This window comes from Mucilaginibacter litoreus (assembly GCF_042676805.1).
Classification (GTDB): Bacteria; Bacteroidota; Bacteroidia; order Sphingobacteriales; family Sphingobacteriaceae; genus Mucilaginibacter; species Mucilaginibacter litoreus.
Window position 1 is genome coordinate 618,201 of sequence record NZ_JBHTHZ010000001.1, and the last position, 15,226, is coordinate 633,426.

The window sequence follows — 15,226 nt, forward strand, 5'->3', positions numbered from 1 at the left end:
AATTGTTAAAGGATTTAATTGGTTTAAGGCACCTATATCCGCTTCTATTTAAAGACCGCTTCATTCCCCGCATAACGTTTGGTTACATAATCCAGCTTTTATAGTAGTTTTCGTCTTCTATTTTTAAAGCGTCTTCCGTGAGCATCAACGGTCGGAAGGGATCTATCATTACCGCAAGTTCTTCTGTAAACTCCTTACCGATAGATTTTTCGACAGAACCAGGTGCAGGCCCATGTGGTATACCCCCAGGATGCAGGGTAATTTGCCCCTTAACCACGCTTTTACGGCTCATAAAATCCCCGTCTACATAGTACAGCACCTCATCACTATCCACATTACTATGGTTGTAAGGGGCGGGTATAGATAAAGGATGATAATCAAACTTGCGTGGGACAAAAGAGCAGATTACAAAGTTGTGTCCTTCAAAAGTTTGATGTACCGGAGGCGGCTGATGTACCCGGCCGGTTATGGGTTCAAAATCATGTATGGAAAAGGCCCATGGGTAATGAAACCCATCCCAGCCTATAAAATCAAACGGATGGGTACCGTAGATGTACGGATAGATCAGACCTTGTTTCTTTATCAGTATTTTAAAATTGCCTTTTTCATTATGCGTTTCCAGGTCAGTAGGCCGTTTAATATCACGCTCGCAGTACGGGGCATGTTCCATTAATTGTCCATACTGGTTACGGTAACGCTTGGGCGTCCGTATGGGGCTGAAGCTTTCTACAATGAACAGGCGGTTATCAGTGGTATCAAACTCCATCTGGTAAATTGTACCACGCGGAATAACCAGGTAATCGCCATACTGGAACCTGATCTTACCAAAGCCTGTTTTTAAAGTTCCTGAACCTACATGTACAAATATCACCTCATCAGCCTGGCTGTTCTTATAAAAGTAATCCGTCATGCTAAGGCGCGGTGCCGCTAAAGAAATATGCAGATCGCTGTTGACCAGTACCGGTTTGCGGCTCTGCAGGTAATCGTCGGCAGGCGCAATGTTAAAGCCAATAAGGCTGGTATGCTTCAAATGCTTTTCACGAGCTATTTTTGGCTCTACAGAATACGGCTCGCCCAGTTCTTTCACAATAGTTGGCGGGTAGGCATGATAAACCAGCGAATAAAGGCTGGAAAAACCTTCCGTAGATACCAGTTCTTCGGCATATAAACTACCATCCGGTTTGCGGAATTGGGTATGCCGCTTATGCGGGATACTCCCTAAAGTATGATAAATAGGCATGATAATAATTGGTTTATTCAGACGCTCAAAAAGGAAAAGGCCTTAATAAAGAGTACCGCTGTAAGAATTGATAAGCGGTAACAAAAGTGTTAGTATTGCGCTAATACAATTTTAGCAAGTACGGCATCCCTAAACATGGACGACCGGCTCATGGGAGGTGAGGCCCATCGAAAAATAAAAATGTTTTTGGATGCTCATAAGCCTAAATTAATACCTTTTTAATTAATATGCAAGCATAATATTAAACCACACTTTAATTGTTTAGTTTTGAAATAAGCTAACCCATTATACCTATGAAATTAGTATCCTATAAAACAGAAGACCGGGAACACCTGGGCGTTTATGTGAACGGACATATATATAACCTCAACTCCTGCGATAAACTTATTCCTGATAATATGAATGAGTTTTTATGTGGTGGCAATGAGTTGATGGAACATGCAAAGCGGGTTAACCAGGATATTGTTAACGGAAATATACAGGCTAAAGAAGAGCTGTTTTATGAATTGCTGGCCCCGGTACCACATCCAACCTCATGCCGCGACGGTTACGCTTTCAGGCAGCATGTGGCAACCGCCCGCAGAAACCGCAACGTGGATATGCTACCTGAGTTTGACCAGTATCCTATATTTTACTTTACCAATCATAACGCCATACAGGGCCCGGGCGAAATTGAATGTATGCCCGATCATTTTGAACAACTGGATTTTGAATTGGAAGTGGCCGTTGTGCTCAACAAAAAAGGGCGTAATATTAAAGCCGCAGATGCCGATAGCTATATTGCAGGGTACATGATTATGAACGATATGAGCGCGCGGACCCTGCAAATGGAAGAGATGCTGCTTAACCTGGGCCCGGCCAAAGGGAAGGATTTCTCGACAGTTATTGGCCCATGGCTGGTTACGCCAGATGAACTGGAGCCTTATAAAGCTGCGCCTAAGTCCGGCCATACCGGGGCTACCTATAACCTGGAAATGAAGTGTCTGATAAACGGCAAGCAGGTTAGCTACGGAAACATGGCTGATATGGACTGGACTTTTGCTGAAATAATTGAACGCTGCGCTTATGGCTGTGATGTGTTGCCCGGCGATGTCATAGGTTCGGGCACCGTAGGTTCGGGCTGCTTTTTGGAACTTAACGGTACGGGTTTGCTTGAGAACTCAAGCTATCAACCGCAATGGCTGCAGCCGAATGACCTGGTTGAAATGGAAATAACCGGTTTAGGAATATTGGGCAATATCATCAAAAAATCAGAAAGTGATTTTTCCATACTTGCCTTAAAAAAATAATCCTGATTATCTTATAATACTTCTTTTAAAACTGGCCAAACCGTTTCGGCCACAACTTTATAACCGGCTGCCGAGGGATGTAACCGGTCCCATAAGTTGAGGTGTTTTTGGCCTGCAACCCCTTTTAGTAAAAAAGGCACAAAGGCCATACCGTTAGCTTTAGCCAATGCCGGATAGATCATATTAAAGGCCCCGGCGAGTGGCCCGCCAAAAAATTCAGGTATCTCCATACCCAACAGTACCATTTTTGCAGCCGGATATTTGGTTTTCACTTTATTAATAATTGCCTGCAGATTTAAAGTAATGCTTTGCGGGGGGACACCATGCCGCAGATCATTTATGCCCAACTCCAATACAAATACATCAATCGGTTTACTCAGCCAGTAATCCAATCTGCCAAGGCCGCCTTTAGTGGTATCGCCGCTTACACCTGCATTTATTACCTGATAAGCCAAACCTTCAGCTTTCATCTTCTCTCCTATCAGCGCCGGGAAAGCTTCTGTTGCTGCATTAGCCAAACCATACCCGGCCGTAAGGCTGTCACCAAAAAATAAGATATTCTGCATGCTATTCTTCCAGTTGCCACATACCTGGATGATCGCGGTAATGACTGATATTCTCTATTATTTCTTCTATTTCCGTAGCAGTAAGCTCGTCCTTACCATCTGGTGTGTAAGAGAACATTCTGCCCGGCTCTTCAAACGTGATGTATCCGAGATAATTGGGGCTGAGTTTTTTATCCAGCAGCAGTTCTGCTTCCTGCTGCTGCTCTAAAGCCTCATCCTCATGCTCGCTGCGCAGGTAAATATTATAAGTATAAGTTAATACCGGATGCCCGTTTACCTGTGCCTGGGTGTTCGGAATAACTTTTATATGCTTATCTTCCCCTATAGTAAAATAAATTGGTAACATTTGCTATAACTGATGAAATAATTACAAATGTTTTGACAAATGGTTTGATGATAATTAATTGTTAAAGTAGCTTCACAACACATAGACATGCATTCGATACATCTTTACAATAATTTACGGCTCGAAGCTGAAAAGCATGGCAAAAAAGCACGCCTTGTACTTGCTGAAGGCGAAGTAGAGAAAGCTTGCCGAAAAGAAACTGCGTCCAGGTTGTACAGTTTCATTAAATCGGCCGATGGACTTATTTTTAAAGGGCGGTTACAGTTACATAAGCAGGGTAGTAATATAACCATACTATTTAAAGGCGAACCTGTAGGAGTTATCAGCGATGAATCATTTATCAACATAATAAACGCTCTGGATTAATATGGCTGATCAGACGGGTTTCCATTGAAAAAACGAGCATCCCTATAACAGATAAACACAATAAAAAAAGCGCTTTGCAATTGCAAAGCGCTCTATTAAATGTAAACCTTTATTTAATTTATTTTACTGCACCAGGTGTAGTATATGGCATTTTCTGAGCATCAAGGTTAGTCCAACCGGTAGTCCAGTCGGTAGCGCCAACAGCACCACGGAAAGTACCTGTTTTATCAAAGAATGCATCGTTCAGTTTTGCATCAGTATATAAAGCACCGGCAGCAGCAGCACCAATAGAGGTGAATACCGGGGTACCAGGATTAGAAAAATCTGACGCGTATTTAAATGGATCGGTTATTAAAGCTGTACCGTATTGGGCTGCATCAAATGTATTATCAGCCCTTAATTTAGCTTCAAATTTAGCTTTTTGAGTAGCATCATCACCTTTAACTTCGTTACCTTTTTTGTTGCAACCATAAATCAGGTTGTTTTTGATAACAAGGCTACCATTTGTAAAGTTAGTTGAAGTAGCGCCCGCTGTAGCAACTTTTGAATCGTCAATGTAAATACCTTCAGCATAACCTGTAAATATTGAGTTAAAGATGCTGATAGATGAGTTACGACGTATCTGGGCGGCATGCTGATGGTTAGCGTTCACGTTAGAAGTGTTTGCAGCAGCGTATGGGCCAATCATGGTCATGTTTGTGAATACCGCTGATGTTTTAGGAGTTTTGTCTGAACCATCTTTATCGTTATCAGACTCGAAACCGTTAGAACCAGAAACGTCAGCAACAGTTACATAACGCTGGGCTATACCGAACTGGATTTTACCAGAGAAACCGTTGTCAGTATCAAAATCGTCGTCTACGCTACCGATAGCTAATAAGTGTTTCGCGTTTACTGTACCTCCAAACCACTCAAATCCGTCGTCTCCGGAACGGAAAACTTCAACATAATCAATTGTTGTACCGGCGCCTACACCACCAAAAGTAATACCGTTGATCTCGTTATCTGGTGAAAAAGGGATACCAGCATATTCAACACGTACATATTTCAAAGTACCTGAATTATCGTTAGCATCAGAACCACCGTATTGAATGTATTTAGCCGGATCGCCTTTCGCATCCAAACCACCTTCAATTGAAACGTTATCACCAGCGTTAACAGGCGCTTTACCTAAAAGGATCAAACCACCCCAGTCGCCAGGCGCACGTGTACCTGCAGCAAATGAAGAAGTAAATACAATTGGTTTATCAGCAGTACCTTCTGCCATGATTTTTGCACCCCGGGTAATAGTTAAAGTACCCTTGCTTGCTTTATCACCTTTGATAATGGTACCTGGCTGGATAGTAAGTGTAGCACCGTTGGTTACATACACAAAGCCTTTAAGCGTGTAAATTTTGTCTGCAGTCCATGTAGTGTTGCTGCTGATATCGCCGCTAACATCTACAGTGGTTTCGGTGTTGCCGTTACCATTACCACCATCAACAGGAGGATCGATGTCGGCATCTTTTTTTGAGCAGGATGTTGCAAAAATAATTGCACTAAGCGCTAAAAATAATAATGATTTTTTCATTTTTTGTTTTTTCTTTTTTTCTGCGGATGAATGCCGGGGCTGCAGCGCCCGGTATTCATTCATTAATTTTACTTTAACAAAGTACGTTTACAAGTATTAAGCTTATGTTAAGCACCCTTTAACAAATTAAGTAATTGTTAAAAAGTATAATTAAATGATAGTGAGTAGTTTGATCCCATTTTAAATGCACGGTAAGTATAACCTTCGCCAGATGGTACATAAGGTTTGCCGTCCAGTTCATAAATAAAATTATACTTGGCATTTAGTACATCGCTACCGCTTAATTTAATTTCGCCGCGGCTTTTTAATACTTTATAGCCTACCTGAAAATCTAACACGTTACGTGGCTGCTCCCATACACTTGGGAAGGTTTGACCACCTACCAGGAATATACGCTTACCAAGGCGGTTAAACAGCACGTTAAGTGTAAGTTTGTTATCCAACTCGTTATGTTGTAAACCTGCATTTATTACGTATGGCGACTGCCCTACCAGCGGACGTGTTTTTTCCAGACGACCGGTGTTATCATCAAGGTTGGTTACTTTAGATCTATTGATAGACACGTTAGCATATGCCGTGGTATTCTTTAAAAACTTGCTTTCATCTATAAAGTCAAGCGTTTTACGCGCCTCCAACTCAAAGCCATATACATAGGCTGATGGTGAGTTAAAATAGCTGATGGTTGGCGATGAGGTCTGGTTATCTGTCAAAGGCTCTATAGCATTGTTAAAGTGCTTGTAGAAAGCCGATACGGAGAATATCTGACCGGCAGAAGGATAAAACTCATACCTTAAGTCAGCATTATCTATTTGTGTTCTTTTAAGGTTTGGCTGGCCTTGTACGGTTGCAAGTAATTCATAGTCATAATAAGCAAAGTTGGCAAGTTCCCTGAATTCGGGACGTGCAACAGTGCGGGAATATGAAGCCCTGAAGTTGGCTTTTGAGGTTAAGGCATAAGTAAAGTTGATTGATGGCAGGAAGTCCAGGTTATCCATGTTTACTTTCTTGGCTGTAGGATCTTTCGTTGCCAGGTCGAGGTCAAATTTCTCAACTCTTAAACCATAAACCACTCTTACCTTTTCTCCAAACTTACTATCCAACATGGCATATCCGCTGTTGGTAAAGCTGTTTGCATCGTACCTGTCGTTAAGGTTTTGTATCTCATCCAGGCCATATAAACCTGCGTTTATTGCATTTTGCCCAAATAAGGTTTGAACCGGGCGAAGACGTACAGCCTCTGAGTTTGGATCGTTACTGTTGATGATCAGGCCAAGGAAACGGGCATCGAAGTTCCTGTCGCGGTATTGAGAGCTGACCCCAACTTTAAACGTGCTTTGTTTGAACAGGTTTACCGGCATCGAGTAATCTATCTTACCAGAATAGATATTCTCGTTAAGATGAGAGAAAAGCCTTGCGTTCTCTTTAGTCAGGTTAGTTACCTGGGCTATATAGTCGCCGCCTTGTTCATATTGCGCGTAGTTAACTTTTCTCTGGTCAGGCTGATCATTAATAATATTGCTGTAGCCCAGGTTCCATTTAAGTTTCGCGTTCTTTTCTCCTATACCATGCTCACCCTCAAGTGTGGATTTGAATAACCCTTTTTCCAGCATATCATATGCATAAAAATGATTATCAACGGTTGACGTATTGGTATTGGCACCTGTACGATAAGTAAACTGATCGTCCAGTATACGGTTATAAAGGTTTTTTAAGGTTATTTTGGTTTTGCCAAAGCTATAGGCAAAGTTGGCCAATGCACCAATATTGGTTGAAAACTTATTTTGCTGGCTGTCGTAGTTATAAAAATCGTATTGCTGTATATAATCAGGAACTACGGTTTGCGAGTTTCGGTAGGTTAATGATATAGTTGTACCAAAACGGTTTTTGTTAGCACCTAACTCCTTTACATCGCCAATAGTAACCTGGTAGCTTTGTGTAGGCAATGCTTTCTGATTGTAAATATTGAAGTTATTGTTTAACGAACTGATAGATTGTATAGTTTGCTTTTGAGTAAGCTGTCTTAAAATGATCTGGTTGGTAGTTGGGAAGTTATTTGCCAGCTTGCGCGATGCATCATCAAACCCAAAGTAATCGCTTGTTGCGCGGTAACCACTTTTGAAATCTTTAAAGGTACTTTGGGTATTGTAACCTTCGCTGATGCCAACCGATACAAAGTTCTGGTCAGGGATGTCTTTAGTCAGGATCTGAACGTTACCACCCGCAAAATCACCCGGAAGATCAGGAGTAGCGGTTTTGCTAATAATAATATTGTCAATAAGGTTTGACGGAACGATATCAAAAGAAAACGCCTTACGGTTTGGCTCGGTACTTGGCAGCGGTGCGCCATCTAACGATGCCGTGTTATACCTGTCGCTCAAACCGCGCACAACAACAAACTTATTATCCTGAATGGTGGTACCGCTTACGCGTTTTAAAACGTCGCTGGTATTTTTGTCCGGCGATCTTTTGATCAATTCTGATGAAATACCATCAGATATGGATACGCTGTTTTTTTGCATGGCATACAACGCGCCAACAGTTTCCTGGCGGTAGGTTGCTTTAATTACAACCTCTTTAAGCGCGTTAGAATCCGACGGTACGGCCGCGATATCTAAAGTAGTTGCAGCTCCGGCTTTAACATCTACATCAGATATCACTTTGGTTTGGTAACCAATATACCTTACCATAATGGTATACTTACCTGGTTTCAATCCGCTTAGTGCATAATGTCCGTCCACATCGGTGGCTGCGCCGATAGTAGTGCCTTGGATACTAACGGTAGCGCCAATTAATGTTTCGCTTGTTTTCTGGTCGATAACCTTTCCGGTTATTTTACCGGTTGATTGTGCAAATACACTGTTAAAGGATAGTGTTACAATAATTAAGATTGTGATTGCGGAAACGATTTTTTTCACGTGTATTAATTTAATACCGCAAAATTATTACCGCGATGTTAGTTGAATGTTATGCGTTTATTACCATAACAAGCACTTAATATTAAGCATGTGTTAACAGGCGCAGGAAAGTTTTTGTTAGCCAGCCTGTTGTTTCTGGTTTGTACCGGCGCATTTTATTTCCTGCAATTCCAGCTCATAGGCACGCATACGGGCATGCAGAATATCAACCTCGGTGCGCAGCATCTGGATCTCGGTGATCAGTTTGGCCGAATCCTGCTTATGGATCATTTTATCACCTGTGCCCAGTATCAGCCACTCGGGCGAGTATTTGAGCTGAAAGCATAGCTTACGGATAAGGTAATAACTTACATCCTGCTTTTTGTTGATCACTTTGCTAATAAAACCCTGATCCACCCCAATAGCGTTGGCAAGGGCCAGCTGGCCGCCATGCTCCTTAACAATTACCTTTAATCGTTTTACTACCGCGTCGTCAGACATGCTGCAAGTATAAACATTTTTGGCAAAGTAGGCACATTTGCTTAAAACTTCTAACGGCTGCGACCAGTGTTCACGAACACACAGGTGAACACCGTGAACATCGACAATTACCTTATAATCAAGCCGTTTAATTTTTTGGTGACGTAGTGTAGTCAGTAATGGTGAAAACCGGGATTATTAGTGGCATTTCATCAAGTTAAGAAAATCAAAAGAGTGGATTATGCAAGGAAGACGTAGGTTAATGTGAAATATAATCAATATCAACCCCTCCCTAACCCTCCCAAGGGAGGGAACTCTTCTTTAGCTCTTCTCTATATATTTTATTAGTATAGGGCTGTGCGATTCCTTCCCTGGGGAAGGAGGAGGTAGGGGTCATCAGCGATTAAGGTTTACAGCAAGATGTATTACCCCTCCTATCACTCTCCTGTCACATTGTAATTTGCAGACCCGCACATTCGCACATCTATCCCAAAACCCGTATCTTTGCGGCACTAAATAAAACGTCTATGTTAAAAGGATTTTTTAACGTTCCTGTTCCTGTAAATGAGCCGGTTTTAAATTACGGCCCAAACAGCCCGGAGCGTGCAGCGCTTAAAGCTGCGCTTGAAAAAGCACGTGCCCGGCAAATTGATATACCCATGTACATCGGTGGCGAGGAAGTGCGCACCGGTAACCTTAAAGAGCTGCGCCCGCCGCATGATCATCAGCACCTGTTAGGTACTTTCCACTATGGCGATAAAAGCCATGTCACTGCCGCTATTGATGCTGCCCTGGCCGCTAAAGCCAACTGGGAAAACCTGCCATGGGAGCAGCGCGCCGCTATATTCCTGAAAGCTGCCGACCTGGTAGCCGGCCCGTACCGCGCTACTATCAATTCCGCTACCATGCTTGGCCAAAGCAAGAACGCTTATCAGGCCGAAATTGATTCTGCCTGCGAGTTTATCGACTTTTTGCGCTTTAACGTGCAATACATGACCGAGATTTACCAGCAACAACCACCGGTATCCGGCAAAGGTGTTTGGAACCGTGTTGAACAACGCCCTTTAGAAGGGTTTGTGTTTGCACTTACCCCTTTTAACTTTACTGCTATAGCAGGTAACCTGCCTGCATCAGCAGCTATGATGGGTAATGTGGTAGTTTGGAAACCTGCCGACACCCAGGTTTACGCTGCCAACGTTATCATGCAAATATTTAAAGAAGCCGGCCTGCCTGATGGTGTAATCAACCTGATCTACGCCGACGGTCCTGAAGTTGGCGATGTAGTATTCAGCCACCCCGATTTTGCAGGTATACACTTTACAGGTTCTACCAAAGTATTCCAGCACATCTGGCAAACTATCGGTACCAATATTCATAAGTTTAAAACCTACCCGCGCATTGTAGGCGAAACCGGTGGTAAAGACTTTGTGCTTGCCCACCCAAGCGCCGATGCCGATGTAGTTGCCGTTGCATTGCTGCGCGGAGCGTATGAGTACCAGGGCCAGAAATGTTCTGCTGCTTCACGTGCTTACATTCCTGCAAGCTTGTGGCCTGCGGTTAAAGAGCACATGGTGCGTGAGATGGCCACATTCAAAATGGGCCCTACCGAAGATTTTGAAAACTTTATTAACGCGGTTATCAGCGAGGCTTCATTTGATAAACTGGCTAAATACATTGATGCCGCCAAAGCCGATGCTGATGTGGAAGTGGTTGCCGGTGGTAATTATGATAAGAGCAAAGGCTGGTTTGTTGAGCCAACCCTGCTTAAAGTAAATGACCCGCGCTATATTACCATGTGCGAAGAGCTTTTTGGCCCGGTACTGACCGTTTATGTTTATGAGGACGATCAGTTTGAGCAGATAATGGACGTTATTGATACCACTTCAATTTACGCCCTTACCGGTTCTATCATCTCGCAGGACCGTTACGCTATTACCCAGGCTACACAACGCCTTCGTAATGCTGCGGGTAACTTCTATATTAATGATAAGCCAACAGGCGCCGTTGTAGGTCAGCAGCCATTTGGTGGTGCCAGAGGTTCTGGTACTAATGATAAGGCCGGTTCTATGATCAACCTGCTGCGCTGGGTATCTCCGCGTACAATCAAGGAAACCTTTGATCCACCAAAAGACTACAGGTATCCTTTCTTAGCTAAATAAGGAAGGCTTTACAATAATTAAGGCGAAAGGAGTTACCTTTCGCCTTTTTTGTTTGCGGCAATATCATTTACAAATCCGTGACCAGAATAATAAGTAAAATATTTGTTTAAACATATATTTTACTGAACTTGCAGTATGGAAATCGGAATAGACAGTTTTGCTTCTGCCCTGTATGGCTCTAATGAGCTTACACCCGTTACTGCAATGGAACAATTGCTTGAACGTATTGAACTGGCAGACCAGGTTGGGCTTGATGTATTCGGCATAGGCGAACATCACAAAAAGGAGTTTTTGGATTCGGCTACAGCGGTAATTCTGGCTGCAGCCGCCGCCCGTACCAAACGCATACGCTTAACCAGCGCGGTAACCGTGCTAAGCGCGGCCGATCCGGTACGCGTGTTTCAGAGCTTTGCCACACTTGATCTGATTTCAAAAGGGCGCGCGGAGCTGGTGGTTGGCAGGGGCTCATCGGTTGAAGCCTATCCCCTCTTTGGATTTAGTCTGAACGATTATGACACGCTGTTCTCAGAAAAACTTGACCTGTTGCTAAAGATACGTGAGCAGGAATTTGTTACCTGGTCGGGCAGGTTTCGTGCGGCGCTGAATAATCAACCGGTATACCCAAGGCCGGTGCAGGAAAAACTGCCTGTATGGTTAGGTGTTGGCGGCACACCCGAGTCTTTTATGAGGGCCGGTGCACTTGGCCTGCCATTAATGGTGGCTATTATTGGCGGTAATACATCCAGGTTTCGCCCGCTGGTTGATCTGTATCGCGAAGCTGGCGCACGCTCCGGCTTTTCGGCAGAGCAACTTACCGTTGGCCTGCACTCGCCGGGTTATGTGGCCGATAACAATGACAAGGCAGTTACAGAGTATTATCCCGGCTACGCCGAACTTTGGACAAAGCTGGGCCGCGAACGCGGATGGCCGCCGGTTACACGTCCACAATTCGATCATCTGATCGGGCCGCAAGGTGTATTGCTGGTAGGTGGCCCCGAGCGGGTGGCCGAAAAGTTGTTAAGGCATAGCGAATCTCTGGGCGGCATCAGCAGGTTTACCTTCCAGATGGATAACGCGGGCCTTACCCATCAACAATTAATGCACGCAATCGAACTGATAGGCACCAGGGTAATACCTTTGGTAAAAGCAGGTTAATGTCAATTTATTTAAATTCCCTAACTGATCATTGCTTGTCTAAAGGGAACGTATAGTCATAGTTGTGCGTTTTTTCTTTTTGAGATTAATAATAATTTAGGGCAATGAAAGCTTTATACCTATTAATCAATTTTTTCGATGGCATAATTATAAAAAGTCTTTTCATAAGTGTTCTATCGATCATGCTTGCAGGTAAGGTTTTAAAGACGGATACTCGCAATGCTTTTGGAGTCACGAGAATGCTAATTCTAATTTATGCCGGTTTGAATATTATTTTATATGTTACGGCTTACTTTTCGCCATCTGCAATGGCTGGCCTTTTGGGAAGAACTACGGACCTATACAGTTTCGTCTATTACTTTATGATTGTTTCGAATACCATCTTCCCTTTGATACTTTTATTTAAAAAGCTGGGCCATAATAAGTACGTGTTGTTGAGCTTATCGTTTTTAATGAATATTGGATGGCTAATGGAGTTATTAATTATTTACAATACAGATATGCACATAAATAATACGGCTACCCGGCCTTCAAATGACTATTTGTGGTTTATTCTAATAAATGGTATTTTTATTGGTTCTGTCATATATGCCATTGGCGGGGCATTCAAACATAAGCTACCTGATATTGATACTCCGGTATCTTAATCCATACATTCGAAAATAAACTCACCCTTAACAAAATCCGCACTAAATTATCCTACGAATTCTGGTTTATTGATGTGGGGGGTGAAAGAACACATCTATCAGGCCAGGCTAAGAGGCAATATTATTAAATAAGGTAATCGGTTTTCAATTTAATTTTGCGATTTAGGGATTAAAGCTGTTCCTTCAAAAACAATACCCGGCCAGCCATTTGCCATAAATTGCCTGATGTTCTGATGGTCAGTAGCATCCGGATGGGCAAGTACCGACTGATAATGCTCTGCAAACAGGTACAGTGTTTCTTCAGCACTCAGGTTATTTAATTGGGCAAAAGCAAACACCCTGGCACTGCCCTGGTTTTGTGTTGATTCGTTATACACATCGCCGTTTTTAAAAGCAGTTGGCTGATGTTCGTAGTAAGTATTTATAAAGGTAAGCACATCGCTAAAAGCAAGTGAGTTTGCTTTTAAAGCTTTAAGCAGATCGTTCAGCTGTTTTTCCATTCAGTGTTCAATAGGTTTGAGTCTTCAAAATTATAATAAAAGCCTGCGCTTTCTCAATAAAATCTGGATGAACAATGATTGCTATAGCAAGCTTACTTTACTACCATTATAAAATAAACAGGGCCAACGTATAATTGGCCCTGTATTTATATATCAGATAGAAAATGAATATCCCCAGTTTAAGAAGCAGATGGGGTAAACCTGAAAACTTCGTCCATTTTAAGGTTATTATCGGTACTCACCTTCATATCGTTGATTAAACCGGTATTCAGGCTGTATACCCATCCATGCACATGCAGCTCCTGCCCTTTTTCCCAGGCGTTCTGCACTATTGATGTTTTGCAAAGGTTGCTTACATTTTCAATAACGTTCAGTTCAACCAGCCGGTCGCCGCGCTTGGTTTCATCCTCAATAGCGTCAAGCTCCTGGGCGTGTACGCGGTATACATCTTTTATATGCCTTAGCCAGTTGTCAATCAATCCAAACTGCTTGTTGGTCATGCTGGCCAAAACGCCGCCACAGCCGTAGTGCCCGGTTACTATTACATGTTTAACCTGTAAAACGTTAACCGCGTAATCCAGCACGCTAAGCATGTTCATATCGGTATGGATCACCATATTGGCAATATTTCGGTGTACAAATATCTCGCCCGGGTTAGTACGGGTTATCTGGTTGGCTGGCACGCGGCTATCGGCGCAGCCTATCCACAAAACAGGCGGCTTTTGGCCGTTAGCAAGCGTAGTAAAAAACTCCGGGTCTTCTTTTAAAGCATCAGCCACAAATTGTTTGTTACCTTCTAAAAGGCTTTGGTAAGTAATATGGCTGGTGTCATGAATTAGTTGTGCGCACATAATTATATCTTTTTAGGTAATGATTTATTAGTATTTACTGAATTAAATAATTGATAGATCTTGTGATAAAAAACAGGTAAAGCATCCTAATACAAAATAGTAAGCAGTATAACCGGTACAAAATAAAACATGATCAGCCAGATACCAAAAATGATATGGAATTAAAATTCTGGTCGACTATGTTTTTGCCAGGTTGGCCACATGCCACGTAATATTAGATGTAAAGGCTAAAAGTGCAAGTAAACCGCAAACATCAGTAACACCGGCTACAAATGCCGTTGACGAGGCCAACATCCAATTGCGCTTTAGGGTACGTTTATCTTTAGGTTGTCTTAGCATTTTCATCCAATTAGGAATTTAACATTAAACTATTATTCCTGTTTTATGAAGGTAGATAACCCCGGCCATTTAAAAACCGGGGCTCTACAGATAATCAGGGGGATTTAATGTACTGCTTCTGTTAGTGCATTATCAAACTCATATACGTAACCAAGTTTGTTTGAGTTGTTGCTGCTAACGCCTAAATCTTTCACAAGGCCGGTGCTGATATCAACTACCCATCCATGCACTTCCAGATCGTGGCGCTGCTGCCATGCATTTTGTATGATAGATGTTTTGCAGATATTATACACCTGCTCGGTAACGTTAAGCTCCACCAGGCGATTAACCTTGGCTTTTTCGTCGGTTATACGGTCAAGCTCGTTGGCATGCAGGCGGTAAACATCTTTAATATGGCGCAGCCAGTTATCAATAATGCCAAACTGCTTATTGCCTAACGCCGCGGCCACACCTCCGCAACCGTAATGGCCTGCTACAATAACATGTTTTACTTTTAGCACGTTAACGGCATAGTCGAGCACGCTCAGCATGTTCATGTCAGAATGCACACAAACATTGGCAATATTGCGGTGAACAAAAACTTCGCCGGGCTTGGTGCCGGTAACCTCGTTTGCAGGTACACGACTGTCTGAGCAGCCTATCCACAGCACTTCGGGGCTTTGGCCCTGCGCAAGCTTGGTAAAAAAATCAGGGTCCTGGGCAATGCACTTAGCGGCCCAATCGCTGTTATTTTGCTTTAATTTGTTATAGCTGGACGCCTGTGCCAGTTTTATGCTATTGATATCAATACCGTTACTTCCGTTTTTATTTTCTGTATTCATTGA

Annotated in this window: 15 protein-coding genes; 5 read left to right on the forward strand and 10 right to left on the reverse strand. The window is 42.8% G+C overall.

Going from position 1 to position 15,226, the window contains the following annotated elements:
• Positions 1–82 precede the first annotated feature (82 nt).
• Positions 83–1,240: a homogentisate 1,2-dioxygenase gene (locus ACFQZX_RS02910; protein ID WP_377111151.1), complete on the reverse strand. Its 1,158-nt coding sequence runs from the start codon at positions 1,238–1,240 to the stop codon at positions 83–85.
• 293 nt (positions 1,241–1,533) lie between these two features.
• Between ACFQZX_RS02910 and ACFQZX_RS02915 the strand changes: the two genes are divergently transcribed.
• A complete protein-coding gene (locus ACFQZX_RS02915; protein WP_377111152.1) occupies positions 1,534–2,529 on the forward strand; it encodes a fumarylacetoacetate hydrolase family protein in 996 nt (331 codons plus the stop codon).
• An 11-nt stretch (positions 2,530–2,540) separates the two neighbouring features.
• Here ACFQZX_RS02915 and ACFQZX_RS02920 read toward each other — a convergent pair whose 3' ends face one another.
• The gene (locus ACFQZX_RS02920) at positions 2,541–3,095 is read right to left on the reverse strand and encodes an arylesterase (RefSeq protein ID WP_377111154.1); all 555 of its coding nucleotides are present in this window, start codon (positions 3,093–3,095) and stop codon (positions 2,541–2,543) included.
• 1 nt (position 3,096) lies between these two features.
• Positions 3,097–3,441: a hypothetical protein gene (locus tag ACFQZX_RS02925; RefSeq protein WP_377111156.1), complete on the reverse strand. Its 345-nt coding sequence runs from the start codon at positions 3,439–3,441 to the stop codon at positions 3,097–3,099.
• An 87-nt stretch (positions 3,442–3,528) separates the two neighbouring features.
• Between ACFQZX_RS02925 and ACFQZX_RS02930 the strand changes: the two genes are divergently transcribed.
• Complete coding sequence (locus tag ACFQZX_RS02930) at positions 3,529–3,807, forward strand: hypothetical protein (RefSeq protein WP_377111157.1); 279 nt, start codon at positions 3,529–3,531, stop codon at positions 3,805–3,807.
• Positions 3,808–3,925: 118 nt separating this feature from the next.
• Here the strand turns inward: ACFQZX_RS02930 and ACFQZX_RS02935 are convergent, their stop codons facing one another.
• From ACFQZX_RS02935 to ACFQZX_RS02945, 3 genes are all read right to left on the reverse strand, one after another.
• On the reverse strand, positions 3,926–5,440 hold the full coding sequence (locus ACFQZX_RS02935; protein WP_377111159.1) for a hypothetical protein: 1,515 nt from the start codon (positions 5,438–5,440) through the stop codon (positions 3,926–3,928).
• A gap of 74 nt (positions 5,441–5,514) precedes the next feature.
• A complete protein-coding gene (locus tag ACFQZX_RS02940) occupies positions 5,515–8,292 on the reverse strand; it encodes a TonB-dependent receptor (RefSeq protein WP_377111161.1) in 2,778 nt (925 codons plus the stop codon).
• Between the two features lie 117 nt (positions 8,293–8,409).
• Positions 8,410–8,772 (reverse strand): helix-turn-helix domain-containing protein, encoded by a 363-nt coding sequence (locus ACFQZX_RS02945; protein ID WP_377111163.1) that lies wholly within the window; start codon positions 8,770–8,772, stop codon positions 8,410–8,412.
• 506 nt (positions 8,773–9,278) lie between these two features.
• On the opposite strand from ACFQZX_RS02945, the gene pruA reads away from it, so the two are divergent.
• From pruA to ACFQZX_RS02960, 3 genes are all read left to right on the forward strand, one after another.
• Entirely contained in the window at positions 9,279–10,910 is a 1,632-nt protein-coding gene (pruA, locus tag ACFQZX_RS02950) for an L-glutamate gamma-semialdehyde dehydrogenase (RefSeq protein ID WP_377111164.1), read from the forward strand.
• A gap of 135 nt (positions 10,911–11,045) precedes the next feature.
• On the forward strand, positions 11,046–12,065 hold the full coding sequence (locus ACFQZX_RS02955) for an LLM class flavin-dependent oxidoreductase (RefSeq protein ID WP_377111165.1): 1,020 nt from the start codon (positions 11,046–11,048) through the stop codon (positions 12,063–12,065).
• Between the two features lie 104 nt (positions 12,066–12,169).
• Positions 12,170–12,712, forward strand: a complete 543-nt coding sequence (locus tag ACFQZX_RS02960) for a hypothetical protein (RefSeq protein ID WP_377111166.1) — start codon at positions 12,170–12,172, stop codon at positions 12,710–12,712.
• Positions 12,713–12,861: 149 nt separating this feature from the next.
• Here ACFQZX_RS02960 and ACFQZX_RS02965 read toward each other — a convergent pair whose 3' ends face one another.
• The 4 genes from ACFQZX_RS02965 to can (ACFQZX_RS02980) form a co-directional block, all read right to left on the reverse strand.
• Complete coding sequence (locus ACFQZX_RS02965; RefSeq protein ID WP_377111167.1) at positions 12,862–13,212, reverse strand: HopJ type III effector protein; 351 nt, start codon at positions 13,210–13,212, stop codon at positions 12,862–12,864.
• A 179-nt stretch (positions 13,213–13,391) separates the two neighbouring features.
• Positions 13,392–14,063: a carbonate dehydratase gene (gene can / locus ACFQZX_RS02970; RefSeq protein WP_377111169.1), complete on the reverse strand. Its 672-nt coding sequence runs from the start codon at positions 14,061–14,063 to the stop codon at positions 13,392–13,394.
• A gap of 177 nt (positions 14,064–14,240) precedes the next feature.
• Positions 14,241–14,408, reverse strand: coding sequence for a hypothetical protein (locus ACFQZX_RS02975; RefSeq protein WP_377111170.1), 168 nt, complete (start codon positions 14,406–14,408; stop codon positions 14,241–14,243).
• 98 nt (positions 14,409–14,506) lie between these two features.
• A complete protein-coding gene (can, locus tag ACFQZX_RS02980) occupies positions 14,507–15,223 on the reverse strand; it encodes a carbonate dehydratase (RefSeq protein WP_377111172.1) in 717 nt (238 codons plus the stop codon).
• Positions 15,224–15,226 lie beyond the last annotated feature (3 nt).

Excerpts from the sequence above, each read along its gene's own strand:
- ACFQZX_RS02910 (WP_377111151.1), bottom strand. The coding sequence starts at position 1,240 with ATGCCTATTTATCATACTTTAGGGAGTATCCCGCATAAGCGGCATACC.
- ACFQZX_RS02915 (WP_377111152.1), top strand. The coding sequence starts at position 1,534 with ATGAAATTAGTATCCTATAAAACAGAAGACCGGGAACACCTGGGCGTT.
- ACFQZX_RS02920 (WP_377111154.1), bottom strand. The coding sequence starts at position 3,095 with ATGCAGAATATCTTATTTTTTGGTGACAGCCTTACGGCCGGGTATGGT.
- ACFQZX_RS02925 (WP_377111156.1), bottom strand. The coding sequence starts at position 3,441 with ATGTTACCAATTTATTTTACTATAGGGGAAGATAAGCATATAAAAGTT.
- ACFQZX_RS02930 (WP_377111157.1), top strand. The coding sequence starts at position 3,529 with ATGCATTCGATACATCTTTACAATAATTTACGGCTCGAAGCTGAAAAG.
- ACFQZX_RS02935 (WP_377111159.1), bottom strand. The coding sequence starts at position 5,440 with ATGAATGAATACCGGGCGCTGCAGCCCCGGCATTCATCCGCAGAAAAA.
- ACFQZX_RS02945 (WP_377111163.1), bottom strand. The coding sequence starts at position 8,772 with ATGTCTGACGACGCGGTAGTAAAACGATTAAAGGTAATTGTTAAGGAG.
- pruA (WP_377111164.1), top strand. The coding sequence starts at position 9,279 with ATGTTAAAAGGATTTTTTAACGTTCCTGTTCCTGTAAATGAGCCGGTT.
- ACFQZX_RS02955 (WP_377111165.1), top strand. The coding sequence starts at position 11,046 with ATGGAAATCGGAATAGACAGTTTTGCTTCTGCCCTGTATGGCTCTAAT.
- ACFQZX_RS02960 (WP_377111166.1), top strand. The coding sequence starts at position 12,170 with ATGAAAGCTTTATACCTATTAATCAATTTTTTCGATGGCATAATTATA.
- ACFQZX_RS02965 (WP_377111167.1), bottom strand. The coding sequence starts at position 13,212 with ATGGAAAAACAGCTGAACGATCTGCTTAAAGCTTTAAAAGCAAACTCA.
- can (WP_377111169.1), bottom strand. The coding sequence starts at position 14,063 with ATGTGCGCACAACTAATTCATGACACCAGCCATATTACTTACCAAAGC.
- ACFQZX_RS02975 (WP_377111170.1), bottom strand. The coding sequence starts at position 14,408 with ATGAAAATGCTAAGACAACCTAAAGATAAACGTACCCTAAAGCGCAAT.
- can (WP_377111172.1), bottom strand. The coding sequence starts at position 15,223 with ATGAATACAGAAAATAAAAACGGAAGTAACGGTATTGATATCAATAGC.